At 64.0% G+C, this 25,048-nt stretch carries 22 protein-coding genes; 17 read left to right on the plus strand and 5 right to left on the minus strand.

Features of this window, described 5'->3' with window-relative positions; genetic code table 11:
* Positions 1 to 40 precede the first annotated feature (40 nt).
* The 3 genes from P9230_RS11690 to glcF all read left to right on the plus strand — a co-directional run bounded on the left by P9230_RS11690 (position 41) and on the right by glcF (position 3,078).
* Complete coding sequence (locus tag P9230_RS11690) at positions 41 to 1,297, plus strand: FAD-binding protein (protein ID WP_127246571.1); 1,257 nt, start codon at positions 41 to 43, stop codon at positions 1,295 to 1,297.
* Positions 1,294 to 1,683, plus strand: a complete 390-nt coding sequence (locus tag P9230_RS11695) for a DUF4870 domain-containing protein (protein ID WP_095801080.1) — start codon at positions 1,294 to 1,296, stop codon at positions 1,681 to 1,683. The genes P9230_RS11690 and P9230_RS11695 overlap by 4 nt, the downstream gene beginning before the upstream one ends.
* Positions 1,684 to 1,752: 69 nt before the next feature.
* Entirely contained in the window at positions 1,753 to 3,078 is a 1,326-nt protein-coding gene (gene glcF / locus P9230_RS11700) for a glycolate oxidase subunit GlcF (protein ID WP_278119070.1), read from the plus strand.
* On the opposite strand, the gene P9230_RS11705 is transcribed toward glcF, so the two are convergent.
* Complete coding sequence (locus P9230_RS11705; RefSeq protein WP_278119469.1) at positions 3,079 to 4,026, minus strand: bifunctional 5,10-methylenetetrahydrofolate dehydrogenase/5,10-methenyltetrahydrofolate cyclohydrolase; 948 nt, start codon at positions 4,024 to 4,026, stop codon at positions 3,079 to 3,081.
* 313 nt (positions 4,027 to 4,339) lie between these two features.
* Positions 4,340 to 5,080, minus strand: coding sequence for a L,D-transpeptidase (locus P9230_RS11710; protein ID WP_095776375.1), 741 nt, complete (start codon positions 5,078 to 5,080; stop codon positions 4,340 to 4,342).
* A gap of 215 nt (positions 5,081 to 5,295) precedes the next feature.
* Between P9230_RS11710 and P9230_RS11715 the strand changes: the two genes are divergently transcribed.
* Positions 5,296 to 5,934 carry a DNA-3-methyladenine glycosylase I gene (locus P9230_RS11715; protein WP_127246569.1) on the plus strand — a complete coding sequence of 213 codons (639 nt, stop codon included), beginning with the start codon at positions 5,296 to 5,298 and terminating at the stop codon, positions 5,932 to 5,934.
* A 126-nt stretch (positions 5,935 to 6,060) separates the two neighbouring features.
* Here the strand turns inward: P9230_RS11715 and P9230_RS11720 are convergent, their stop codons facing one another.
* Positions 6,061 to 6,297 (minus strand): hypothetical protein, encoded by a 237-nt coding sequence (locus P9230_RS11720; RefSeq protein WP_278052814.1) that lies wholly within the window; start codon positions 6,295 to 6,297, stop codon positions 6,061 to 6,063.
* Positions 6,298 to 6,525: 228 nt separating this feature from the next.
* On the opposite strand from P9230_RS11720, the gene hisS reads away from it, so the two are divergent.
* The 6 genes from hisS to P9230_RS11750 all read left to right on the plus strand — a co-directional run bounded on the left by hisS (position 6,526) and on the right by P9230_RS11750 (position 13,951).
* Positions 6,526 to 8,028 carry a histidine--tRNA ligase gene (gene hisS, locus P9230_RS11725; protein WP_278119072.1) on the plus strand — a complete coding sequence of 501 codons (1,503 nt, stop codon included), beginning with the start codon at positions 6,526 to 6,528 and terminating at the stop codon, positions 8,026 to 8,028.
* Between the two features lie 174 nt (positions 8,029 to 8,202).
* Positions 8,203 to 9,324 (plus strand): ATP phosphoribosyltransferase regulatory subunit, encoded by a 1,122-nt coding sequence (locus tag P9230_RS11730; protein WP_095801074.1) that lies wholly within the window; start codon positions 8,203 to 8,205, stop codon positions 9,322 to 9,324.
* Complete coding sequence (hisG, locus tag P9230_RS11735; RefSeq protein WP_095801073.1) at positions 9,321 to 10,019, plus strand: ATP phosphoribosyltransferase; 699 nt, start codon at positions 9,321 to 9,323, stop codon at positions 10,017 to 10,019. The genes P9230_RS11730 and hisG overlap by 4 nt, the downstream gene beginning before the upstream one ends.
* A 70-nt stretch (positions 10,020 to 10,089) precedes the next feature.
* Positions 10,090 to 11,856: an AMP-binding protein gene (locus tag P9230_RS11740; RefSeq protein ID WP_278119076.1), complete on the plus strand. Its 1,767-nt coding sequence runs from the start codon at positions 10,090 to 10,092 to the stop codon at positions 11,854 to 11,856.
* 80 nt (positions 11,857 to 11,936) lie between these two features.
* A complete protein-coding gene (locus P9230_RS11745) occupies positions 11,937 to 12,551 on the plus strand; it encodes a poly-gamma-glutamate hydrolase family protein (protein WP_278055307.1) in 615 nt (204 codons plus the stop codon).
* A 296-nt stretch (positions 12,552 to 12,847) separates the two neighbouring features.
* On the plus strand, positions 12,848 to 13,951 hold the full coding sequence (locus tag P9230_RS11750) for a calcium:proton antiporter (protein ID WP_278055304.1): 1,104 nt from the start codon (positions 12,848 to 12,850) through the stop codon (positions 13,949 to 13,951).
* 154 nt (positions 13,952 to 14,105) lie between these two features.
* On the opposite strand, the gene P9230_RS11755 is transcribed toward P9230_RS11750, so the two are convergent.
* A complete protein-coding gene (locus P9230_RS11755; protein ID WP_278055302.1) occupies positions 14,106 to 15,014 on the minus strand; it encodes a hydrogen peroxide-inducible genes activator in 909 nt (302 codons plus the stop codon).
* Positions 15,015 to 15,165: 151 nt separating this feature from the next.
* Here P9230_RS11755 and katG point away from each other — a divergent pair, with 151 nt between their 5' ends.
* A complete protein-coding gene (gene katG, locus P9230_RS11760) occupies positions 15,166 to 17,379 on the plus strand; it encodes a catalase/peroxidase HPI (RefSeq protein ID WP_095825775.1) in 2,214 nt (737 codons plus the stop codon).
* 127 nt (positions 17,380 to 17,506) lie between these two features.
* Here the strand turns inward: katG and P9230_RS11765 are convergent, their stop codons facing one another.
* Positions 17,507 to 18,184 carry an MIP family channel protein gene (locus P9230_RS11765; protein ID WP_095781890.1) on the minus strand — a complete coding sequence of 226 codons (678 nt, stop codon included), beginning with the start codon at positions 18,182 to 18,184 and terminating at the stop codon, positions 17,507 to 17,509.
* A gap of 331 nt (positions 18,185 to 18,515) precedes the next feature.
* On the opposite strand from P9230_RS11765, the gene P9230_RS11770 reads away from it, so the two are divergent.
* The 6 genes from P9230_RS11770 (at position 18,516) to P9230_RS11795 (ending at position 24,548) form a co-directional block, all read left to right on the plus strand.
* A complete protein-coding gene (locus P9230_RS11770) occupies positions 18,516 to 19,805 on the plus strand; it encodes an RsmB/NOP family class I SAM-dependent RNA methyltransferase (protein WP_095825774.1) in 1,290 nt (429 codons plus the stop codon).
* Between the two features lie 93 nt (positions 19,806 to 19,898).
* The gene (locus tag P9230_RS11775; RefSeq protein WP_066989431.1) at positions 19,899 to 20,357 is read left to right on the plus strand and encodes a PaaI family thioesterase; all 459 of its coding nucleotides are present in this window, start codon (positions 19,899 to 19,901) and stop codon (positions 20,355 to 20,357) included.
* 3 nt (positions 20,358 to 20,360) lie between these two features.
* The gene (locus P9230_RS11780) at positions 20,361 to 20,999 is read left to right on the plus strand and encodes a 5'-methylthioadenosine/S-adenosylhomocysteine nucleosidase (RefSeq protein WP_095825773.1); all 639 of its coding nucleotides are present in this window, start codon (positions 20,361 to 20,363) and stop codon (positions 20,997 to 20,999) included.
* A 42-nt stretch (positions 21,000 to 21,041) separates the two neighbouring features.
* The gene (locus P9230_RS11785; RefSeq protein ID WP_278103900.1) at positions 21,042 to 21,176 is read left to right on the plus strand and encodes a hypothetical protein; all 135 of its coding nucleotides are present in this window, start codon (positions 21,042 to 21,044) and stop codon (positions 21,174 to 21,176) included.
* Positions 21,173 to 22,729, plus strand: a complete 1,557-nt coding sequence (gene guaA, locus P9230_RS11790) for a glutamine-hydrolyzing GMP synthase (RefSeq protein ID WP_095825772.1) — start codon at positions 21,173 to 21,175, stop codon at positions 22,727 to 22,729. Before P9230_RS11785 ends, guaA begins: the two co-directional genes overlap by 4 nt.
* A gap of 436 nt (positions 22,730 to 23,165) precedes the next feature.
* Complete coding sequence (locus P9230_RS11795) at positions 23,166 to 24,548, plus strand: DUF6600 domain-containing protein (RefSeq protein ID WP_278119081.1); 1,383 nt, start codon at positions 23,166 to 23,168, stop codon at positions 24,546 to 24,548.
* The last annotated feature ends 500 nt before the right edge of the window (positions 24,549 to 25,048 follow it).

A 25,048-nucleotide genomic window follows, 5' to 3' on the forward strand; every position in this document is an offset into this window, starting at 1 on the left:
TCTCTCCCCGCTTCGCGGGGGCGAGGAACCGGAGATTGCAATGACCACCTTCACCCCATCCAGCCCCGCCGAAGTCCTCTCCACCATCCAATGGGCCACCGCGGAGGAAAGCCCGCTCGAAATCCTCGGCCATGGCTCCAAGCGGGGCATTGGCCGGCCGCTGCAGACCGAGCATAGGCTCGACCTGTCGAAGCTCACCGGCGTCACGCTCTACGAGCCGGCCGAGCTGGTGCTTTCGGCACGCGCCGGCACGCCACTCACCGAAGTCGAAAAACTGCTTGCCGAGAACGGCCAGCAATTCGCCTTCGAGCCGATGGATTACGGGCCGCTGCTCGGCGGCGAGCCGGGTAAGGGAACGCTGGGCGGCGTGCTGGCTTCCAACCTATCCGGTCCGCGCCGGCTCAAGGCGGGTGCGGCACGCGACCACATTCTCGGCATATCGGCGGTTTCCGGCCGCGGCGAAGCCTTCAAGTCGGGCGGCCGCGTCGTCAAGAACGTCACCGGCTACGACCTTTCCAAGCTGATGGCGGGGAGCTGGGGCACGCTCGCCGCGCTGACCGACGTCACCTTCAAGGTGCTGCCGGCGGCGGAAACGGAGGTGACTTTGGCCATTCGAGGCCTGCTCGACGATGCTGCCGTTGCGGCTATGGCGCTGGCGCTGGGCTCCAGCGCCGAGGTCTCGAGCGCCGCGCACCTGCCCGAGCGGATCGCCGCGCGGGTCGCCGCCGGCCATCTCGGCAGCGATGCCGCGACGCTGCTGCGCGTCGAAGGCTTTGGCCCCTCGGTCGTCTACCGTACCGAGGCATTGCGAAACCTGCTCAGCAAGGCCGGCCCGCTGCAGGAAATTGCCGGCGAAGCGTCGAAGGCGATCTGGCGCGACATCCGCGACTGCGCGCCCTTCGCCGATGGTGCCGCAAGGCCGGTCTGGCGCGTCTCGATGCCGCCGTCTGAGGCGCATCATATGGTGATGGCGCTGCGCATGCAGGCGGCGGTCGACGCCTTCTATGATTGGCAGGGCGGGCTGGTGTGGCTTTCGATGCGCGAGGACGACCCAGAGGCGGAACTGCTGCGCGGTCTTATTCGCAAATATGGCGGCGGCCACGCGACGCTGGCGCGCGCGTCTGCCTCGCATCGCGCGGCGCTCCCCGTTTTCGAACCGCAGCCGCCGCATCTGGCGGCGCTTTCCGCGCGGGTCAAGGCCGAGTTTGACCCGAAGCACATTCTCAACCCCGGCCGCATGGCGCCTACTTCCAGCTCTGCTACTCTTCCTCAGTCAACGGAGGGAGCAGCACCATGAGCAATGCCAATCCAGGCCCGGGCAGCGGCTCGCGCCAGACCGATCGCTGGCTTGAGCCGGGCCAGACCAACGCGCTGGTCATCTACATTCTCTATCTCGCCAGCCTTGTGGTCGGCGTCACCGGCATTATCGGATTCGTGCTTGCCTACATCAATCGCGGCAAGGCGGGCGGCTATGTCGAAAGCCACTACACATTCCTGATCAGGACGTTCTGGATCGGCCTTCTCTACGCGCTGATCTCGGTGGTCCTGATGATGCTCGCGATCGGCTTCCTGCTGATGTTTGCGGTTGCCGTCTGGTTCATCGTCCGCTGCATTCTCGGCCTGCAGGCGCTGCAGCGTGGCGAGCCGATCAGGGACCCGCAAAGCTGGCTTCTCGGTCAATGAGAGCATGATCCAGCAAAGTGGAAATTGGTTTGCGGAAAAGATCATGCTTAGACGATAAGGACATTTTTCGTGCAGACCAATTTTTCAGCCGCGCAGCTCGCTGACCCGCATGTCGCGGAATCGGAGAAGATCCTGCGCAAATGCGTGCATTGCGGCTTCTGCACCGCGACTTGCCCGACCTATGTAACGCTCGGCAACGAGTTGGATTCGCCGCGCGGCCGCATCTATCTCATCAAGGATATGCTGGAGAACGGCCGGCCGGCGGACACGGAGATCGTCACCCATATCGACCGCTGCCTCTCCTGTCTTGCCTGCATGACGACATGCCCGTCAGGCGTGAATTACATGCATCTGGTCGACCATGCCCGCGCCCACATCGAGCAGACCTACAGACGGCCGCTGCTCGACCGGCTGACCCGCGCCATGCTGGCTTTCGTGCTGCCCTATCCGGGCCGCTTCCGCGCCGCGCTGAAGCTCGCCCAGCTCGGCCGGCCGCTCATCGGCCTGTTGGAAAAGCTGCCGACCCTGAAGCCGCTCGCCGCCATGCTGAAGCTTGCGCCGTCGTCGACCCCGCCGGCATCGCCGATCGCCTCGCCCGGGGTGCATGCGGGGCAGGGCACGAAACGCGGCCGCGTCGCCATCCTCACCGGTTGCGCCCAGTCGGTGCTCGATCCCGCCATCAACGAGGCGGCCGTCTCGCTGCTGACGCGGCTCGGCGTCGAGGTCGTGGTGCCGGAAGGCGAGGGCTGCTGCGGCGCGCTGGTGCACCACATGGGCCGCGAGGATCAGGCTCTTGCGTCGGCTAGGCAAAATGTCGACGCCTGGACGCGCGCGATAGACCAGGGCGGGCTCGACACCATCATCATCACCGCGTCCGGCTGCGGCACCACCATCAAGGATTACGGCTTCATGCTGCGTCTCGATCCGGCCTATGCGGAAAAGGCGGCTCGTGTCTCGGCGGTGGCTAAGGATATCACCGAATATCTCGCTGCCCTCGACCTGCCTGAGCCGGTGCGCAAGCCGGGCACGATCGTCGCCTATCATTCCGCCTGCTCGATGCAGCACGGCCAGAAGATCACCCGTCAGCCGAAGGAGCTTTTGGCCAAGGCGGGCTTCCTCGTGCGCGAGCCGCGCGAGGGGCATCTCTGCTGCGGCTCGGCCGGCACCTACAACATCCTGCAGCCCGACATTTCGGCCAAGCTGCGCAACCGCAAGGTGAAAAATATCGAGGCGACCGGCGCCGAAATCGTTGCCACCGGCAATATAGGCTGCATCACGCAGATCGCGTCCGCGGCGAAGCTGCCGGTGGTGCACACGATAAAATTGCTCGACTGGGCCTATGGCGGCCCGAAGCCCGATGGCGTTTCCGAGAACAGCCTGGGTGGCGCGGAATAGCTACTCAGCCGCCAGCTGGTCCGCCACACCGTAGGTCGCGCGGTAGAGCGCGCGCTGACGGCTGAGCGCCACCATGGTGTTGCGCAGCAGGATCGCCACCGTCAGCGGGCCGACGCCGCCCGGCACCGGCGTGATCCAGGAGGCGACCTCCTTGACGCTCTCGGTGTCGACATCGCCGACGATGCGGCTCTCGCCGTCCGGGCCGATTTCCGAATTGATGCCGATGTCGATGACGCAGGCGCCGGGCTTCACCATCTCGGCCTTGATCAGTCGCGGCCTGCCGACGGCGACGAACAGCGCATCCGCGCGCCGCGCATGCGCGGCCACCGAGCGCGTCATGTGATGGCACACCGTCACCGTCGCCCCCTCGCTCATCAGCAGAAAGGCGATCGGCTTGCCGACGATCTCGGAATGGCCGACCACCACCACCTCGAGGCCTTTCAGGTCGAGGCCGGTCTCTTTAAGCAGTTCGACCGATGCGGCCGCCGTGCAGGGCGCGAGGTCGAGCTGGTTGTAGACGATGTTGCCGATCGAGGCCGGATGCATGCCCTCGACGTCCTTCAGCGGGTGCACCGCCGCCTGCAGCGTCTTGATCGGGATATGCGCCGGCACCGGCCGCTGGATGATGATACCGGTGACGCGCGGATCGGCGTTGAGGCCGTGAATGGCGGCTTCCAGCTCGCCCGCCGTGATGTCGGCGGCAAAGCGCCGTTCCTCGAAGCCGATGCCGGCAAGCCCGGCCTTGGCGCGCTGGTTGCGCACATAGACGTCGACCGCGTCGGTGTCGCCGACGGTGATCGAGACCAGCTTCGGCGGGAAGCCTTCCGCTGTGGCGATGGCCGCTTCCTCGCGTACCGAAGCGATGATGCGCTGGGCGACCGGACCGCCCCTGAGATAGCGGCTGTCGTCGGACCGGGTCCTAGGTGGAACCTCTGCCTTCTGGAGCAACTCCAGAAGGGCGGTTTTCCGTCCGGAATTGCGTAAAACCAAGATTGTGCGCTGCAATAGCAGAGGTGCGCCGGGAAATCAGCCCCGAATGCGAAGCATGCTGCTTCCGGGGCGACCCGTTGACGGGCTTGAAACGAAAAGGGCAGCGCGGTCTCCCGTGCTGCCCTTTCGTGACTGGCCGTATCCCCACACGGCCCGTCCCCCGTTAACTCGATGCCAGTCTAAGCATGTCTATCAAAGGCGCGCTATGGCTTGAGGGCAACAGCAAGCGCCAAAACTGCTCAGCGCCGCCTAACCGGCTGATTCGCAATTACTATATCACCTCGACGGTTGTTCCGACATTGACGCGCTCGTAGAGGTCGACAACATCCTCGTTGCGCATGCGGATGCAGCCGGAGGACACCGCGCCGCCGATCGTCCAGGGCTGGTTGGTGCCGTGGATGCGGTATTCCGTGGTGCCGAGATAGAGCGCGCGCGCGCCGAGCGGGTTCTCGATGCCGCCGGCCAGATAGGTCGGCAGGTAGCGGCCCTTGGCCGCCTCGCGGGCGATCATTGCCGCCGGCGGGCGCCAGTCCGGCCACACTTTCTTGTCGGTGATCTTGTGCGTGCCCGACCATTCGAAACCGGGCTTGCCGGTGCCGACGCCGTAACGGCGCGCCTTGCCGTCCTTCTCGACCAGATAAAGGAAGTTCTGGTGGGTATCGATGACGATCGTGCCCGGCTTCTGCGGCCCGTCATAGGCGACTTCCTGAGGCAGGTAGATCGGGTTGATCTGTGGCCGCATCACCATGCGCTTGGCAGGCTGCCGCACGGCTGCGGTGCGCTGCTGGTCGGGCTGCGCCTGGAAAAGCCGCCGCAGCGGCTGCTGGGTCGCCTGGCGGCTCGGGCGCACGATCCCTGGCGCATGGCCGAGCTGCAGCACCCAAGGCGCTGAAAGGTCGGGGCTCACTATCACGGGCGGCCTGTCGGCATAACGGTCATTGGCGAAAGAGGTCGTCGCGCCGGCGGCAAGCACCGCGGCTGCGCCGAGCACGAAAGTGAACGCTGTCTTCATCGGAACGCACCTTGATCGTCGAACTCGTCCAAGAGCAGGGAAGAGCCCTCGGCGTGGCGATCCTTGGCGCTGAGCGGCAAGCAAAACATGAATCGGAATGCGTAAAATGCCGACTTGTCAGTAAACTTTGTGGTGTGGTTACCGGCCGGTTCAGGAATCTGGTAAAGCCACGGTAAAACCGACGCTTGCGCGCATTAACGGACGGATTTCTAACAATGGAACAAGAAAATGCCGGCCTGCTCGATGGCCCCGACGGTATCGCGCGCTGCTTCTGGCACGGCAATCTGCCGGACTATCTGGACTATCACGACCATGAATGGGGCCGGCCGGTAGCGGACGATCGCCGGCTCTTCGAAAAGATCTGCCTCGAAGGTTTCCAGTCTGGTCTCTCCTGGCTGACCATCCTGCGCAAGCGCGAGAATTTCCGCGAGGCTTTCGCCAATTTCGACTTCGACAAGGTGGCGGCGTTCACCGACAAGGATGTCGAGCGTCTGCTCGGCAATGTCGGCATCATCCGCCATCGCGGCAAGATCGTCTCGACCATCAACAACGCCGGGCGCGCCCGTGAAATGGCCGATGAATTCGGCTCGCTGGCCGCCTGGTTCTGGAAGTTCGAGCCGGGGCCTGACGAGCGGCCGACGGTTGTCGACCTCGCCCATCTGCGCGCCAATCCGACGACGGCGGTCTCGGTCCGGATCTCGAAGGAACTGAAGAAGCGCGGCTGGAGCTTCGTCGGCCCGACGACCGTCTACGCCTTTATGCAAGCGATGGGCTTGGTCAACGACCATCTCGAAGGCTGTGTCTGCCGGGCAGAGGTGGAGGCCGAGCGGCAGAGGTTCAAGAGACCGAAATAGCGTCACCTCTACCTGCCCCTTATGGCCCCCTTTGTGGGCAGGTCGCGCCGAAGGCGCGGGTCGGGTCGCAAAACCGAGTTCTCGCCTCCGACGCTACGCGTCCTCAGATTGGAGGGTGGGGCAAGATCAGAGGCTACCGGCGCTAGTCAGAAACAGCCCGGCGATGATGGCCGCCACGGCGGCAAAGGCCGGGTAGATCACCAGCAGTCCGGTCACCAGCGCGTCGCGCACCGTCGGCTTGTGGGCTTCCGCCACGACCCCGAACGGCCCTGCGGGCTGCTGCGCCGGCTTGGGGGTGGCGCTGTCGGCCGGCCGGAGCTTGGGAACCGGCTTGCTCTCAATGATGTCTTCCGTGGTCGTCATGGCCCGAACCCTTATTTCGGCGCGCTTTATGGTCCTTGATTGTGTCGGCAGCATGCCGCGCTGGTGACGCAATTGTTTCGTTCTTGGCGCCGTTTTGTTTCGAAGGCGCGGCCTTTCCTTCTCGCACAAGGAGAAGGGCAGGCGCCAACCCTTGCCGCCCAAGGCGGTATCGTCTAGGACACGCCCGCTCGAAATAAGTCAGCGTTCAGACAGCGAAAAGACCCATCCATGGCCGACAAATCGGAAAAGACGAAAGCGCGCCTGCCGCGCGGTTTTGCCGACCGCAGCGCAGAAGACATTCGCGCCGTCGAGAAGATGATGGCGACCATACGGTCGGTCTATGAGCTTTACGGTTTCGAGCCGGTCGACCAGCCGATGATCGAATATACCGATGCTTTGGGCAAATTCCTGCCCGACCAGGACCGCCCGAACGAAGGCGTCTTCTCGTTCCAGGACGATGACGACCAGTGGCTGTCGCTGCGCTACGACCTGACGGCACCGACGGCGCGTTTCGTCGCCGAGAATTATGACCGCCTGCCGAAACCCTATCGCAGCTACCGGTCCGGCTGGGTGTTCCGCAACGAGAAGCCGGGCCCCGGCCGCTTCCGCCAGTTCATGCAGTTCGACGCCGACACCATCGGCACGCCGGGCGTCGCCGCCGACGCCGAGATGGCGATGATGATGGCCGACGTGATGGAGGCGCTTGGCATCAAGCGCGGCGACTACGTCATCCGCGTCAACAACCGCAAGGTGCTGGACGGTGTGCTGGAGGCGATTGGGCTTGGCGGTGAGGAGAATGCTGGGCGCAGGCTGACGGTGCTGCGCGCCATCGACAAGCTGGACAAGCTCGGGCCGGAAGGCGTGAGGCTGCTGCTTGGCCCGGGCCGATGGGATGGCGGCAAGGAAGGCGAAGGCGATTTCGCAAAGGGCGCGGGGCTGAACGACGCGCAGGCCGAAGCGGTTCTTCTCGCAACGGCAAGGAACGGACAGGCTGGCCAGGATTCCAGCGTCGGTGCCAACGCTGTGTATCAGGAAGGCGTCGGCGAACTTGCAACGATTGAAGCTCTGGTCAGGGCTGCAGGATATGGCGAGGACCGCGTTGCGATGGACCGCTCCGTCGTGCGCGGCCTCGAATATTACACCGGCCCGGTCTTCGAGGCCGAGCTGCTGGCCGAGATCCCCAACGAGGACGGCCAGATCGTGCGCTTCGGCTCGGTCGGCGGCGGCGGCCGCTATGACGGGCTGGTCTCGCGTTTCCGCGGCGAGCCGGTACCGGCGACCGGCTTCTCGATCGGCGTCTCGCGGCTGATGACGGCGCTGAAGAACCTCGGCAAGCTCGACACTTCCGACGTCGTTGCTCCGGTCGTGGTTCTGGTCATGGACAAGGATACGGAGAGCCTCGGCCGCTACCAGAAGATGGTCGCCGATCTGCGCGCCGCCGGCATTCGCTCGGAAATGTATCTCGGCGGTGCCGGCATGAAGGCGCAGCTGAAATATGCCGACCGCCGCGGCAGCCCGGTCGCCGTCATCCAGGGCGGCGACGAGCGCGTCAAGGGCGAGGTGCAGATCAAGGACCTGATCGAAGGCGCGCGCCTGTCGGCCGAGATCACCGATAACGCGGAATGGCGCGCCGCGCGCCCGGCGCAGGTGACGGTGGCGGAGAGCGAGCTGCTCGCCGAGGTGAAGAAGATCCTGGCAGCGCAGGCCGAGGAGCGGGCACGTGGGAAGTAGGGCGCCAACCTCTCCTTCTCCCCTTGTGGGAGAAGGTGGCCGAGCGAAGCTCGATCGGATGAGCGGTGTTCCAGGGAGCGCCGGCGTCTCATTCCTTCCAGCACCCCTCATCCGTCTCGGCGCTGCGCGCCAATCCACCTTCTCCCACAAGGGGAGAAGGGGAGGTGGCGCTTTATGACTTCCCGCTATCCCGCCATCGCCGCCGACGTCGCAAAACTCTTCGCCGCGCGCGACACCCACGCGGTCGAGGTGGCCGTGCTGCAGCCGGCCGACCCGTTCCTCGACATGGCGGGCGAGGATCTGCGCCGCCGCATTTTTCTGACCGAAAGCGAGACCGGCAAGACGCTGTGCCTCAGACCGGAATTCACCATTCCGGTTTGCCTCGACCACATCGCCAGCCAGGCCGGCACGCCTCGGCGCTATTCCTATCTCGGCGAGGTGTTCCGACAGCGCCGCGAGGGCGGCAACGAGTTTTTCCAGGCCGGCATAGAAGATCTCGGCGATCGCGATACCGCCGCCGCCGATGCGCGCTCGCTGGCCGACGCGCACGCGCTGCTCTCGCTGGTGCTGCCCAGCGTGCCGCTCGCCATCACGCTCGGCGACCAGACCTTGTTCGAGGCGGTGCTGGCCGCGCTCGGCCTGCCGCGTGGCTGGCGCATGCGCCTCGCCCGCGCCTTCGGCTCGGCGTCGATGCTGGAAGCGGCCCTTGCCGACCTCGCCAATCCGCCGCGCAACAGCCAGCTGTCGGGTCCGGTGGCCTTGCTGGTGCTCGACAGCGATACCGACGGCCTCGCCGCTTATATCGCCGCCGGCATGGAAGAGGCCGGGCTGTCGGCCTCCTCGGGCCGCGCCCCGGCCGACATCGCGCGGCGGCTGATCGAGAAGGCGCAACTGCGCAGCGTGCGGCTGTCCGACGAGGCGTTCTCGGCGTTGAAAGGATTTCTCGAGATCGACGTCGCGCTGGGCGGAGCAACTGAGGCGCTGGAAAAATTCGCCGCCGCTGCCGGCCTGTCCCTTGGCGCGGCGCTCGAAAATTTCGCCGCCCGCGCCGAGGCGATCGCGGCGCATGGCCTGCCGGTCGAAAAGATCCGCTATGACGCCGCCTTCGGCCGTCCGCTCGATTACTATACCGGTCTCGTCTTCGAGATTGCTGCCCAAGGTGGCGACCGTCCGCTGGCGGGCGGCGGTCGTTACGATCGGCTGCTGACGCTGCTCGGCGCGAAGAAGCCCATCCCCGGCGTCGGCTTCTCGGTCTGGCTCGACCGCATCGAAGCATTACGGGAGCCCACGCGATGATCACGCTGGCGATCCCATCCAAGGGCCGTCTCAAGGAGCAGTCGCTTGAAGTCCTGGCCAAGGCCGGACTGGCGGTCGCTCTGCCCGAGGACGACCGCAAATACCGCGCCCGGATCGAGGGCCTCGACAATGTCGAGGTGGCCTTCCTCTCCGCGTCCGAGATCGCTGGCGAGATCGGCCAGGGCGCGGTCGATCTCGGCATCACCGGCGAGGATCTGCTGCGCGAGAACCTCGCCGACTGGGAAGCACGCGCCGAGATCGTTGCCCGTCTCGGCTTCGGTCATGCCGATGTCGTCGTGGCGGTGCCGGATATCTGGCTCGACGTCGATACCATGGCCGATCTCGATGATGTCGCCGCCGATTTCCGCCAACGTCATGGCCGGCGGCTCAGGATTGCCACCAAATACTGGCGGCTGACCCAGCAGTTCTTTTCGCTGAAGCACGGCATCCAGGTCTACCGCATCGTCGAAAGCCTCGGCGCCACCGAAGGCGCACCGGCGGCCGGCCTTGCCGACGTCATCGTCGACATCACCACCACCGGCTCGACGCTGCGCGCCAACCATCTCAAGGTGCTGGGCGATGGAATAATCCTGAAGTCGCAAGCCTGTCTCGTTGCTTCCAGGAAGGTCCGCGACGCGGCCGATGAGGCACAGTTGCGTGGCATCGCCACGAAGATGGCTGCGCTGGTCGCTTAACCCATACCTTCGGCGGGTTTCCACCGTCCCGGCAGGCTGATAGGCTGGCTCATCCCGGGAGGTGACGGCGATGGCGATCAAACTCGACGAGCTCATGAACGCCACCAATCTGCGCGGGCGCGGAACGCATGGCACCTTCATTGCTCCGATGGACGGCAGGGCGCATGTCTCGGGCGACCGTTCGACGCCGTTGCTCGACAAAACCATTCCGGAAATGTTCTCCGATACGGTGAGCAGATACGCCACGCTCGATGCCGCCGTCTTCGTCGGCCAAGACAAGCGCTTCACCTGGAGCGAGCTGTCGGATGCGGTCGACGCGCTGGCCGCCGGCTTCCTGGCGCTCGGGCTGGAGAAGGGCGATCGCGTCGGCATCTGGTCGCCCAACCGTTGGGAATGGCTGGTGACGCAGTTCGCCACCGCGCGCATCGGCCTGATCCTGGTCAACATCAACCCGGCCTACCGGCTCAGCGAGCTGGAATATGCGCTCAACAAGGTCGGTTGCAAGGCGCTGGTCACGGCGGTCAGCTTCAAGACCTCCGACTATCTCGGCATGATCGAGACGCTGGCGCCGGAGATCGCCAAGGCCGAGCCCGGCAAGCTCGAGGCAGAGAAGCTGCCATCGCTGAAGATCGTCATCCGCATGGGCGAGGACAACTCGCCCGGCATGTTCAATTTCGGCGATGTGCTCGCAATGGCCGGACGCGACGAGCATGACAGCCTCGATCGCATCTCCGAAAGCCTGAGGCCCGGCGACGCCATCAACATTCAGTTCACCAGCGGAACGACGGGCGCGCCGAAGGGCGCGACACTCACCCATTCGAACATCGTCAACAACGGCAGCTTCGTCACCTCGGCGATCAAGCTCACCGTCGACGACCGGCTCTGCATCCCTGTGCCGCTCTATCATTGCTTCGGCATGTCGATGGGCACGATGGGCTGCGTCACCAAAGGCGCCACGATGGTCTTCCCGGGCGAAGGTTTTGACGCGGGCGCGACGCTCAGAGCCGTCGCGCAGGAACGTTGCACCGGCCTTTATGGCGTGCCGACCATGTTCGTCGCCATGCTCGATCATGCCGATTTCTCTAGCTTCGACCTCTCCAGCCTGCGCACCGGCATCATGGCCGGCTCGCCATGCCCGATAGAGGTGATGAAGAAGGTGGTGTCGCTGATGCATATGGCGCAAGTGACCATTGCCTATGGCATGACCGAGACCAGTCCGGTTTCTTTCCAGAGCAGCGTCGACGACCCGCTGGAAAAACGCGTCTCCACGGTCGGCCGCATCCATCCGCATGTGGAGGTCAAGGCGATCGGCGCCGATGGCGCCACCGTCCCGGTCGGCGAGCCGGGCGAGCTCTGCACACGCGGCTATTCGGTGATGAAGGGCTATTGGGACGACGCGGAAAAAACCCGCGAGGCGATCGACGCTGACGGCTGGATGCACACCGGCGACCTCGCGACGATCGACGCGGAGGGCTATTGCAACATTGTCGGCCGGGTGAAGGACATGGTCATCCGCGGTGGCGAGAACGTCTATCCGCGCGAGGTCGAGGAATTCCTCTACCGCCACCCCAAGATCAAGGAAGTGCAGGTCTTCGGCATTCCCGACGACAAATATGGCGAGGAGATCTGCGCCTGGATCGTGCTGAAGCCCGGCCAGATCGCCACCGCTGAGGAGATCAAGGCCTTCTGCAGCGGCCAGATCGCGCATTACAAGGTGCCGCGCTACATCCGCTTCCGCACCGAGCTGCCGATGACGGTGACCGGCAAGCCGCAGAAATTCCTGATGCGCGAGGCAATGGTGGAGGAACTGGGGCTGGTGGCGCAGAAGACGGCGTGAGGCGGGATTGATCCGGAAATATTCAGCCTTCGCAAAACGCGCTCGAAGCGCAACTGCCGACCACGCGTTTGGATGGGATTATGGACAACGAGTTCCCAAATTTCGCGGCGCTGAAGGCCGCCAAAATCGAAAACGTGGACTATCGCATCGTCGTGCGGCGTGGCGCTCGAACCGGCAATGCGATCGTCCTCGCCCCGCACGGTGGGAAGATCGAGCCCCGCACCTCCCTGATTGCCGAGACGGTGGCAGGGAGCGATCTGGATCTGTATTGCTTTGAAGGACTGATGCCGCACAACAATCGCGAGTTGCACATAACGTCAAATAACTTTGACGAGGAATCCGCGCTTGACTTGGTGCGGGCGAAGTCGATTGTCGTTGCTATCCATGGTCGCCAGGATCGGGACGATCCCTCGACAATCTATATGGGCGGCAAGGATGCCGCGCTGATTACAGAGATAGTTCGGCGCCTCCAGGAAGCCGGCTTCAACACCAAAAGGGACAACCATATTTTTCCAGGCATCGGCGATTTGAACATCGTCAATCGTGGATTGACCGGCAAAGGAGCGCAGCTGGAGATACCCTTCTCCCTGCGCCAGCGGCTGGGGAACGAGCCGGAACTTTTGGGAAAATTCTGCACGGCGGTTCGCAAGGCGATTGACACCGTCGATGCCAGAAGCTGTTCGATCGTGTCCTAAAGCCGCCTCACCCAGACCGGCAAGGCGAGTACGCCACGCACGCGTGAAGTCCTAGCACGGGTGCTTTGTGGATGGTCGTTGTCGGGGAGGGAAACGGCGTGGACCACGGCATCTCGACGTTTCGGTGGGCTGGAACAGCCGGCGCCGCAACTCCTCGCGCATCCTCGGCAGCAGCGGGTCGGCTTTCTGCAAAGAAGTCGAACGCCGGGTGATCGGTCCGTCCGCTTCGCAATGATGTCGGCTGGGGTGTTTCCCACAGGCTTTTCCGCTAAATTCGCGGAAACGCAGGGGCTTCAATGACTGGTTTCGCGCGGTCGGTGACTTCCTACACGATGCCATTGGCCGCCCTGGTGATGGCTGTCGCGGTCAGAGCCAGCGGCCTTTCGGTGGACGAAGGTTCGCTGAACATCAGGATTGTCGTTGGAGCGCTTTCGAGTGCGATCATGTTCATCACAATTTTCGTGGTGCTCGACCACGCCGAGGCAGTGGCCCGGCGCGTGGGGGAGCCGTACGGGACGTTGGTGCTGACCTTTGCCGTGACGGCAATCGAAGTGTCGATCATCGTTTCCATGATGCTGCATGGAGAGAACAACCCGACATTGGCGCGCGAGTCCGTCTTCTCGACGGTGATGATTATCTCTACCGGCGTCGTCGGTACGTGTCTCACGCTTGGCGGCTGGCGTCATCGCAAGCAGGCAATCGTTCGGCAAGGGACCAGCGCGTATCTCGCGGTTCTGATCGCGCTGACTGTCATGACGCTTGTCCTGCCGACCTACACCCAGACGACGGATCCAGGCACGTTTTCGGCGGGCCAGCTTGGTTTTGTGAGCGTCCTTTCAGTGCTGCTCTATGCAAGCTTCGTGTTCGCCCAGACCGTTCGGCACCGGGACGACTTCGTCCAGGAACAGGCGCACGACGTTTCGATGCGAACTGCCCTTCACGAAAGCCTTTCTGTCGGCGTTCTGCTGCTGGTGAGCGGGCTGATCGGCATCGTCATGCTGGCCGAGCAGGTCGCCGCCGGTGTCGAGGACACGCTCGTTGCCTACCAGGTGACCCAGGCCGACAGTATCGTGGGAGCGATGATCGCCGGGCTGGTTTTGATGCCGGAGGCCATTTCGGCGGTTCGCGCCTCGCTCAACAATGAGCTGCAGCGCGGCCTCAACGTTGCGATGGGTTCGGCCTGCGCCACCATCGGTCTGACGATACCGGCGGTCGCGGCCGCCAGCCTGCTGACAGGCCGAGGGTTGACCCTTGGGCTTCCGGCGGCTGATGCGGTACTTTTGGCCCTGGCGCTTTTCATTTGCAGCGTAAGCTTCAGCACCGAAAGAACGACATTCCTGACCGGAATGGTTCATATTGTGGTGTTCTTTACCTACGTATTTCTCATATTTGTGCCGTGAAGGCTTGCAATCGAACGAGGGATAGAGAACTCGAGGTTGGGACCCGCACTATCGGATTTTCGAAGCGGGCAGCGTTAGCTCCGGTAAGCAGCAGAAGCTTCCGATACGGGGCGTTGGCTGAGAACTGGGATTGGGCAAAGCTCAGAAACCAGGGTCAGCTCGCCAGCACCGCATTATCCAATCCCCGTATGATCTTTGCCAGTTCCACGCATTCGTCCTGGCGCACCTTGCTGCGCCGCCATGCGAGGCAGATCATGCGCTGCGGCATCGGCTCCTGGAACGGCACGATCTTGAGGTCCGGCATGACGCCGGCGGCGCTTGCCGCCATTTCCGGAACCAGCGTCACGCCCAGCCCATGCGCCACCATCTGCAAGAGCGTGGTGAGACTGGTGGCGCCATAGCTTGCCATCGCCACCGGCCGAACATTGCCGCAGACGGCCAGAGCCTGTTCGCGCAGGCAATGACCTTCCTCGAGCAGCATCAGCCGTTCCAGCGCCGGGCTTTCCGGCGGCACGGGCGGCGAGGCGAAAGCCGGATCGCCGGCGGGCACCGCAAGGAAGAAGCGGTCCGGGAAGAGCTCTTCCGCGACAAGCCCCGGATGGTCGAGCGGCAGCGCGGCGATGAAAGCGTCGAGCTTGCCCGAGACATTGTCCTCGACCAGCGATGCCGTCACCGCCTCGCGCAGTTCGAGCTGCAGGCCCGGGAAATGCTTCTTTAGTTCCGGCAGGACCCACGGCAGGAGATAGGGCGCTACGGTCGGAATGATGCCCAGCCGGAAGCGGCCTTCCATCGCAGGGCGGCCGCGCCGGGCGGTTGTCTCGACGTCACGTATATCGGCAAGAATGCGCTCGATGCGCGGCTGCAGCACAAGTGCTTCGTCCGTCATCCGCACCGCCTTGCCGCCGCGCTCGAACAGAAGACAGTTCAGCCGCTCTTCCATTTCGGCGATCTGGGCGGAGAGCGCCGGCTGGCTGACGCCGGCAAGCTTCGCGGCGCGGCCGAAATGCAGCGTCTGCGCCAGCGCGTCGAAATAAAGCATCTGTCGCACGGTGAGGCCGATCATAAGGAAAGCTTATCAAAACGAACAGGAAAGGCAATTTGTCTTTATCGCCAAGCCGGCCTAGGCTGGAATCATTCCAGATTGGCGCGGCCGCTGGCCGGCCCCGAAATCTGCGCAGAATCAATCTCGAAAAAACAAAACCCTGGAGAGTAAGATGGACGCGAAAACCGACGACAACAGCGCTGGCAAATGCCCCGTGGCGCATGGATCCGCCGGCAGGACCAATCGGGATTGGTGGCCGAATCTGCTCGACCTTGGCGTTCTTCATCAGCAGTCGAACCTCTCGGACCCGATGGGCGAGGATTTCAACTACGCCACCGAATTCCGGAGCCTCGATCTCGATGCCGTGATCAAGGACCTGCACCATGTGATGACCGACTCGCAGGACTGGTGGCCGGCCGATTTCGGCCATTACGGACCGCTCTTCATCCGCATGGCCTGGCACAGTGCCGGCACCTATCGCATCGGCGACGGGCGTGGCGGCGCCGGTGCCGGCCAGCAGCGGTTCGCGCCGCTGAACAGCTGGCCGGACAATGCCAATCTCGACAAGGCACGCCGGCTGCTGTGGCCGGTCAAACAGAAATACGGCCGCAAGATCTCCTGGGCCGACCTGATGATCCTTGCCGGCAACGTCGCGCTGGAATCGATGGGCTTCAAGACCTTCGGCTTCGCCGGCGGCCGCGCCGACGTGTGGGAGCCGGAGCAGGACGTGGATTGGGGCTCCGAAACGAAGTGGCTGGACGACCAGCGCTATTCCGGCGACCGTGAACTGCAGGGCCATCTCGGCGCCGTTCAGATGGGCCTGATCTACGTCAACCCGGAAGGCCCGAACGGCAAGCCGGATCCGGTCGCCGCGGCCCGCGACATCCGCGAGACCTTCCGCCGTATGGCCATGAACGACGAAGAGACCGTGGCGCTGATCGCCGGCGGCCACACCTTCGGCAAGACCCATGGCGCCGGCGATGCCTCGCTGGTGGGCGTGGAGCCGGAAGGTGCCGGCATCGAAGCGCAGGGCCTCGGCTGGTCGAGCAAACATGCCACCGGCATTGCCGGCGACGCCATCACCTCGGGCCTGGAAGTCACCTGGACCACGACGCCGACCAGATGGAGCAACAATTTCTTCGACAACCTGTTCAACTTCGAATGGGAGCTGACGAAGAGCCCGGCCGGTGCCAATCAGTGGACGCCGAAGGGCGGCGCCGGCGCCGGCACGGTTCCGGACGCGCACAATCCCTCCAGGCGTCATGCTCCGGCCATGCTCACCACCGATCTCGCGCTGCGCTTCGATCCGGCCTATGAGAAGATCTCGCGTCGCTTCCACCAGTACCCGGACCAGTTCGCCGACGCTTTCGCCCGCGCCTGGTTCAAGCTCACCCATCGCGACATGGGCCCGGTGGTTCGTTATCTCGGCCCGCTCGTGCCGAAGGAAGAGCTGATCTGGCAGGATCCGATTCCGGCGATCGACCACGAACTGGTCAGCGAAGAGGATATCGCCGCGCTGAAGGCGAAGATCCTGGCCTCCGGCCTCACGGTTCCTGAACTGGTCTCAACTGCCTGGGCCTCGGCCTCGACCTTCCGCGGCTCGGACAAGCGCGGCGGCGCCAATGGCGGCCGCATCCGTCTCAGCCCGCAGAAGGACTGGGAAGTCAACCAGCCGGCCCAGCTTTCGAAGGTGCTGGCGAAGCTCGAAGCCATCCAGCAGGAGTTCAACGCGGCGCAGGCTGGTGAGAAGAAGATCTCGCTCGCCGACCTGATCGTGCTCGGCGGCGCCGCCGCGATCGAGAAGGCCGCGAAGGACGGCGGCAATGAGGTGAACGTGCCCTTCACGCCAGGCCGCATGGACGCTTCGCAGGAGCAGACCGATGTCGAATCCTTCGCGGCACTCGAGCCGAGGGCCGACGGCTTCCGCAACTATGTCCGCGGCAGGCTGCCCATGTCCGTCGAAGCGATGCTGGTCGACCGTGCGCAGCTCCTCACGCTGACGGCGCCGGAAATGACGGTGCTGGTCGGCGGCCTGCGCGTGCTCGGCGCCAATTATGGCGGCTCAAAGCACGGCGTGTTCACCGACAGGCCGGGCACGCTGACCAACGACTTCTTCATCAACCTGCTCAGCATGGCGACCATCTGGGATCCGGCGGCCGGCTCCGAGCCAGACTCGGATGAGGTCTATGAGGCGCGCGACCGCAAGACCAAGCAAGTCAAGTGGACCGGCACCCGCGCCGACCTGATCTTCGGCTCGCACTCGCAATTGCGTGCGCTGGCCGAGGTCTACGGCTCGGCGGATGCCAAGCAGAAGTTCGTCAAGGACTTCGTGAAGGCGTGGACGAAGGTGATGAATCTCGACCGCTTCGAACTGGTCGCAAAGTAAGCATGTCTCCCGAGAGCGGGAACCGGTTTCGGGATAAAGGCAACTAAAGCGCACGGAGCGAAACTGAAAGGTCTCATCCTCCCAAAGAGAAGGCGCGGGTTCATGCCCGCGCCTTTTGCATTACGTATCAGTCTTTTTCGAAGATGCCAGTCTTGGCGACGATGCCGGCGATCGCCCCGCCGATCAGTGGCGCGACGATGAACAGCCAGAGCTGGCCGAGCGCCGCGCCGCCCGAAAACAGCGCCGGGCCAATCGAGCGCGCCGGATTGACCGAAGTGCCCGTCACCGGGATCATGGCAAAGTGGAGCCCTGCCAGCGTTAGGCCTATCACCAGGCCGGCAAAGGCCGTCATGTGCTTGGCGTTGGTGACGCCGAGAATGACGGTGACGAAGGTGAAGGTGCCGATCAGCTCCCACAGGAAGGCCGAGCTGATGCCCCATTTCGCCTCGTCCCAGCCATTTGCGCCGAAGCCCCCGGTGTGGCCGCCGGCCTGACCGGTGACGATGATCCACAGCGCCAGCGAAGCGATGATGGCGCCGATGATCTGCGCGATCCAGTAAGGCACGACTTCCCTCGCCGGCATCCGCCCCGCAAGGAACACGCCGAGCGTCACCGCCGGATTGAGATGCGCGCCCGAGATCGGGCCGATCGCATAGGCCGCGGCGATCAGGCCGATGCCGAACGCCAGGCCGATCCCTTCCTGTCCGAGCGGCAGCGCGCCGCCGAAGCCGCCCGTGACCACGGAGGCCGTGCCTATGAACACCAACAGAAACGTGCCTAGAACTTCTGCCAGATAAGTCTTCATTGCCCTCTCCTCATAGGGATCCGCCAAAACGCGTTTTCCGCGTCGCGAATCACAGGCGAAAGAGTATTCCTGCCGGCAAAACTTGGAAAGCTGAGTGTTAAGCCAGTGGTCTTGCTTTGCATCCGCCAGTCAAGACATTAGAGAAGTTTCATGTGCGAGGCGTTTTTCTTGTTATCCGCTGACCGCCGACTGCCGCAAAAGAACCTTCCGCCTGTTGCATGGACGATGGCATGGGACAGGTCGTTTTGGCTTCACCGCAAGAGAAGTGTTTCAATCGGAGCCGGAAAGGCTCTAAGAGCAGGGCTGGAAGCAACGATAGACGGAAGCAGGAATGAGACTGGGCGGAAGGCTGGCGGCGGCCATCGAAGTGCTTGAAGACATCGGCCGGCGGCATCGGCCGGTGGCCGACGCCTTGCGCGACTGGGGCTTGTCGCACCGCTTTGCCGGTGGCGGCGACCGCGCGGCGATCGGCAACATCGTCTACGACGCGCTGCGCCGCAAGCGCTCGGCCGGCTGGCTCTTCGGCGAGGAGACGCCGCGCGCCATCGGCTTCGGCGCGTTGCTGCTGGAATGGGGCCCGACGGCGCGGTCGCTGAATGACGCTCTCGACGGCGACAAATTCGCGCCGCCGCTGCTCAGCGCCGCCGAACTGAAAGCGGCAGCCTCCGGCAGGCTCGCCGATGCGCCGGATGCCGTGCGGGCCGATGTTCCGGACTGGTGCGCGCCGCTTCTCGAGCACGCCTATGGCGATGACTGGGTCGAAGAGGGCGCGGCTCTCGCGATGCGCCCGCCGCTGGACCTCAGGGTCAATGCGCTGCAGGCAGACCGCGGCAAGGTGCTGGCGGAACTCCAGGGCACCGGTGCAGCACCTGCCGCAATCGCGCCGCACGGCATTCGCATCCCGCCGATCAATGGCGACGGCAGGCATCCGAACGTCCAGGCCGAGCCCGCCTTCCAGAAAGGCTGGTTCGAGGTGCAGGACGAGGGCTCGCAGCTTGCAGCAGCGCTCGCCGGCGCCGAGCCAGGCATGCAGGTGCTCGACTATTGCGCGGGCGCCGGGGGCAAGACCCTGGCGCTTTCGGCAGAGATGGACAATCGCGGCCAGGTCTTCGCCCATGATGCGGAAAAGGTCCGGCTGGCGCCGATCTTCGAGCGCATCCGCCGCGCGCACAGCCGCAACATCCAGGTCGTCAGCAAGCCTGCGGAACTCGCGCCGCTCACCGGTCACATGGACCTCGTGCTGATCGATGCGCCCTGCACCGGCAGCGGCACCTGGCGGCGGCGCCCGGACGCCAAGTGGCGGCTGACGGACAGACAGCTCGATGCCCGCAAAGGTGAGCAGCAGGCGATCCTCGACATGGCGCAGGCTTTCGTGAAGCCCGGCGGGCTGCTCGTCTACATCACCTGCTCGGTGTTCGATGCCGAAAACGGCGAGCAGGTCGCCGCCTTCCGCGAGCGCCACGGCGATTTTGCGCCGGTCGACCACCGCCAGCTCTGGGACGGCCGTTTCCCCGGCCACGAGGGCGCTGCGCGTATTGGCGAAGCCGGTGGCATCTCACTGTCGCCGGCGCTCAGTGGCACTGACGGGTTCTATTTCCACGCCCTGCGCAGGGCCGCATGAGGGCGGCCGGCATTTGCTGCGCTGCAACATAAGCGATTGCCTGTCCTGCCTGCCTCTGCAATAAGCTTCGCCAGCAAAAATGAGGCGAAGGCCATGGCAGCCAAAATCGTACCCGCTCCCGATTATGAGGATCGCGTCAGGACTTCCTTTGCCCGCCAGAAGGCCATGGCCACCATCGGTGCGGAGCTGACGCTGGTCACGCCCGGCATCATCGAGATCGAGATGCCCTATGCCCCTTCGCTCACCCAGCAGCACGGCTTCTTGCATGCCGGCGTCATCTCGACCGCGCTGGACTCGGCCTGCGGCTATGCCGCCTTCTCGTTGATGCCGCAGAATTCCAGCGTGCTGACCATCGAATTCAAGGTCAACCTGCTCGCACCGGGGAAGGGCGAGCGCTTCCTGTTCCGCGGCTCGGTGACCAAGCCAGGCCGCACCATCATTGTTGCCGACGGCCAGGCCTATGCTTTCGCCGCCGATGGCGAGGCCAAGCTGATCGCCACCATGACCGGCACAATGATGACGGTGGTTGGCCGCGACGGCATCGAGGGGTGATCCATGGCCAGCGTTGCGCGGTTAGGGGAAAAATCCGTCCTCTTCGTCATGGCGGCCGAGGCCGAATACGGTCCGCATCTCAAAAAGCGGTTCACGCCGCTGATGACCGGCGTCGGCCCGGTCGAGGCCGCCGTGCGCCTCGGCGCCGAGCTCGCCACGTTGAAGGCCGAGAATGCGCTGCCGGATCTCGTCGTGTCGCTAGGCTCCGCGGGAAGCCGAACGCTCGAACAGACCGAAATCTACCAGGCCGTGTCGGTGAGTTACCGCGACATCGACGCTTCGCCGCTCGGCTTCGCGAAGGGCGCGACGCCGTTCCTCGACCTGCCCGTGACGGTGCCGCTGCCCTTCGTCATTCCCGGCATCAGGACCGCGACGCTGTCGACCGGAGGCGCCATCGTCACCGGGGCCGCCTATGACGCGATCGACGCCGACATGGTCGACATGGAGACCTTCGCCTGCCTGCGCGCCTGCCAGCTGTTCGGCGTGCCGCTGATCGGCCTGCGCGGTATTTCCGACGGCGCGGTCGATCTCAGGCATGTCGGCGACTGGACCGAGTATCTGCACGTCATCGACGAGAAGCTGGCGGCGGCGATAGGTCTGCTAGAGCAGGCGATTGCGTCCGGCGCGATCGGCCTTACTTAATGCATGTCGCCCAAAAGTGCGCAGCGGTTTTGGGAGAACGACATGCATCAGATGAAACTTGAAGCTCGTCGCCTGGGCCCGTTCGACGCGACGCGCTTTAGGCGTTTTGGCAAGGACCGAACGCCGCAACGCGCACCATTGCGCCGAATCGGTTCTTTCTTTAAAGGCTCGCCATGACGACACATCCCGACACCGTTCTCATCATCGACTTCGGCAGCCAGGTCACGCAGCTGATCGCGCGGCGCGTGCGCGAGGCCGGGGTCTACTGCGAGATCGTTCCGTTCCAGTCAGCCGCGGAGGGCTTCCGCCGCATCCGGCCGAAGGCCGTCATCCTGTCGGGCAGTCCGCACTCGACCGTCGACATCGGCTCGCCCCGCGCGCCCGACGAGGTCTTTTCGTCCGGCATTCCGGTGCTCGGCATCTGCTATGGCGAGCAGACGATGTGCGCTCAGCTCGGCGGCAAGGTCGAGGCCGGCCATCACCGCGAGTTCGGCCGGGCCTTCCTGGAGATCGAGGACGACTGCGCGCTGTTCGACGGTGTCTGGGCCAGGGGCACGCGTCATCAGGTCTGGATGAGCCACGGCGATCGCGTCACCGCCATTCCGGAAGGATTCAAGATCGTCGGCACCTCCACCGGCGCGCCCTTCGCAGCGATTGCCGACGAGGCACGGAAGTTTTACGCGGTGCAGTTCCATCCCGAGGTCGTCCATACCCCGGACGGCGCGAAGCTGCTGAGCAACTTCGTCCACCATATCGCCGGCCTCAGCACGGGCTGGACCATGGCTGCCTATCGCGAGCAGGCGGTCGAGGCGATCCGCAAGCAGGTCGGCAAGGGCAAGGTGATCTGCGCGCTATCAGGCGGCGTCGATTCCTCGGTCGCTGCGCTCCTGATCCACGAGGCGGTCGGCGATCAGTTGACCTGCATCCTCGTCGACCACGGCCTGATGCGGAAGGACGAGGCGAAAAGCGTGGTGGAGATGTTCCGCCAGCATTACAACCTGCCGCTGATCCTGGTCGACGCTTCCGACCGCTTCATTTCGGCGCTGGAAGGCGAGAGCGATCCGGAAAAGAAGCGCAAGACCATCGGCCGCCTGTTCATAGAGGTGTTCGAGGAAGAGGCGAAGAAACTTGGCGGCGCCGACTTCCTGGCGCAGGGCACGCTCTATCCCGACGTCATCGAAAGCGTCTCCTTCTCCGGCGGCCCGTCGGTGACGATCAAGTCGCATCACAATGTCGGCGGCCTGCCCGAACGCATGAACATGAAGCTGGTCGAGCCGCTGCGCGAGTTGTTCAAGGACGAGGTGAGGGCGCTGGGCCGAGAGCTCGGCTTGCCCGAAAGCTTCATCGGCCGCCATCCGTTCCCGGGTCCTGGCCTTGCCATACGCTGCCCGGGCGGCATCACCCGCGAGAAGCTGGAGATCCTGCGCGAGGCCGACGCCATCTACCTTGACGAGATCCGCAAGGCCGGCCTCTACGATGCCATCTGGCAGGCGTTCGCCGTGCTCTTGCCGGTGCAGACCGTCGGCGTAATGGGCGACGGCCGCACCTACGAATTCGTCTGCGCGCTGCGCGCTGTCACATCGGTCGACGGCATGACGGCCGATTTCTACCACTACGACATGAACTTCCTGGGCGCCGCCGCCACCCGCATCATCAACGAGGTGAAAGGCATCAATCGCGTCGTTTACGACGTTACGTCGAAGCCCCCGGGCACCATCGAGTGGGAATGATTCAGGCCCATCCGAACACCGCTGAAATTGCGCTAGAGTTCGATCTAAGTCACTGAGATAAAAAGTAGTTTTGGCCGGCAATTTTCGCCGGTTATCGGTGTGCGTCGTTTGGAGGTGCCGTACCGGTTGCCGGACCTCACCCACATTGCCACGATGATTTTTGACAGTACCGTCACGTCATAGAGGGCTTCTGACGGTCACCTTTTTCCACGCCAAGCAGCTGAAAACTAAAGGTAAATTCTGCAAATCAGCCCTCAAAACCTGATGACGGTACTTTAAGCTTCCGCGAAGTTCGGCCATCGGGCGATTACGTTCAATGGCTCGCCATAGCTACCATTTGCAAGGTCCACGAGCCCTGGCGGGAGCAAGGCGGAACAATCCGATTGCCGGCGAGTTTTCAAGATGAAGGGCGCATCTGTTTCGGAGGAAGACTGGGATGAAACGCGTCCTTGCCCAAAATGCGGTACGGCTGATGCTGGGCGGCGTAACCGCCTGTCTGCTTACGGTCGTTGATATCCCCAACCCGATTGCACCATTCTCGCTAGTGTCGCAGGCAAGGGCCGCCACCGAGTTTTCGATCAGCACATTCTACGAAGACCTGTCGTCCCATGGCGATTGGGTCTCGTATCATGGAGCGACCGTTTTCGTGCCAGTTGATGTACCTGACGATTGGCGCCCGTATACCTTGGGCCATTGGGTCTATACAGAGGAGTATGGCTGGCTCTGGGTATCCGACGAGCCATTCGGCTGGGCGACGTACCATTACGGCCGGTGGGGCTATGCCGACGATATCGGCTGGTACTGGGTTCCGGGCACTCGCTGGGCGCCAGCATGGGTAACTTGGCGTCGTGACAGGAAGCACATCATTTGGGCTCCGCTGCCGCCGCGCCGTGATCCGGACTTGATTTCAATCGAGGTGACCTTCGACACGACGCCGGATTATTACTGGGTGGTAGTCCCTAGCCGCGAATTCCTTGCTGCCGACGTTTCTGTCGCCGTTATCCGTGATAGGTCCGAGTTTGTGCGGATTGTCGAGGCGGCCCAGCCGGCCGGCGACGTGACCATCCAGAACAACGTGGTGGTCAACAAAGTCATTGACTTTGATGTGATCGAAAAGGAGACGGACCAGAATGTGACTGCCGTCAAGGTCAGCAAGACCGATGCGCCCGAGCAGTCCGGCAAATTGGAAAATGACACGGTCGCGGTCTTCGAAGGTGAGGTGAAAGCCGACCCCAAGGCAAAACCAGCTAAGCTAAAGGACATCGAGCAGGTGAAGCAGGTTCAGGCTGGCCGTAAATCGAAGCCGACCGAAGGCGCAAGGGCCGATGGGGCGGAGCCGGAAGAGACCGCCAAGCCTGACCAACCCGCCGCCGAGCAGCAGCAGGCCGAGCCGGAACAGGCCGCCAAGCCTGAGAAGCCGAAGGGCAAGAAGCAGCCCGCCGCCGAGCAGCAGCAGACCGAGCCGGAACAGGCTACCAAGCCTGAGAAACCGAAGGCCAAGAAGCAGCCCGCCGCCGAGCAGCAGGCCGAGCCGGAACAGGCTGCCAAGCCTGAGAAACGGAAGGCCAAGAAGCAGCCCGCCGCCGAGCAGCAGGCCGAGCCGGAACAGACGGCCAAGCCTGAGAAACGGAAGGCGAAGGAGCAGCCCGCCGCCGAGCAGCAGCAGGCCGAGCCCGAGCAGGCGGCCAAGCCTCAGAAGCCGAAGGCGAAGGAGCAGCCCGCCGAGCAGCAGCAGGCCGAGCCCGAGCAGGCGGCCAAGCCCAAGCCACGGGGCCAGAAAAACAAGGCGTGCGATCCGCAGACTGACGCGAACTGCTAGGCGGCCGCGAAGGAAAGTCGATTGCACAGCCGCCGGAGTTACCCGGGGCGAGTCAGCGACACTCGTCTTTGCAGTCCGAGTCCCTGCGATTCTCCCCGACGTTCCTCGGCTCCGATAGCGTCGGATCCTTGGCGGCGGATGGGCCCAGTGCCGGGACGTTGTTCTGAACCGTCATGACCAATGTTCGGCGGCCGGCGCGCGCATGTCGGTGGGCCCTGAACGAAGCAAGGACGAAGCAGTCGTGGCGCTCGAGGAGAAATTCACGCGCTATCGCCAGAGACGCTGACGGCTGGTCTGCGCTATGCCGAAGCGAAGGGCATGTGAAATCGGGGCAGGGCGATGTTGGAACCATTGCCATTTGCCACAGAAGCCGGGCTAGGCCGCGCGTGAGCCTTAGTGGGGTGCAGAAAACGCGTCAGGGGGCCCTATTTCGTTCACCAGTCGCGCGCCTGTCGAGCGGCGGCACTCGACAAAGCCGCCGGTGAACAACTCCTGGGACC

It is taken from the genome of Mesorhizobium sp. WSM4887 (genome assembly GCF_029625865.1).
Taxonomy (GTDB): domain Bacteria; phylum Pseudomonadota; class Alphaproteobacteria; order Rhizobiales; family Rhizobiaceae; genus Mesorhizobium.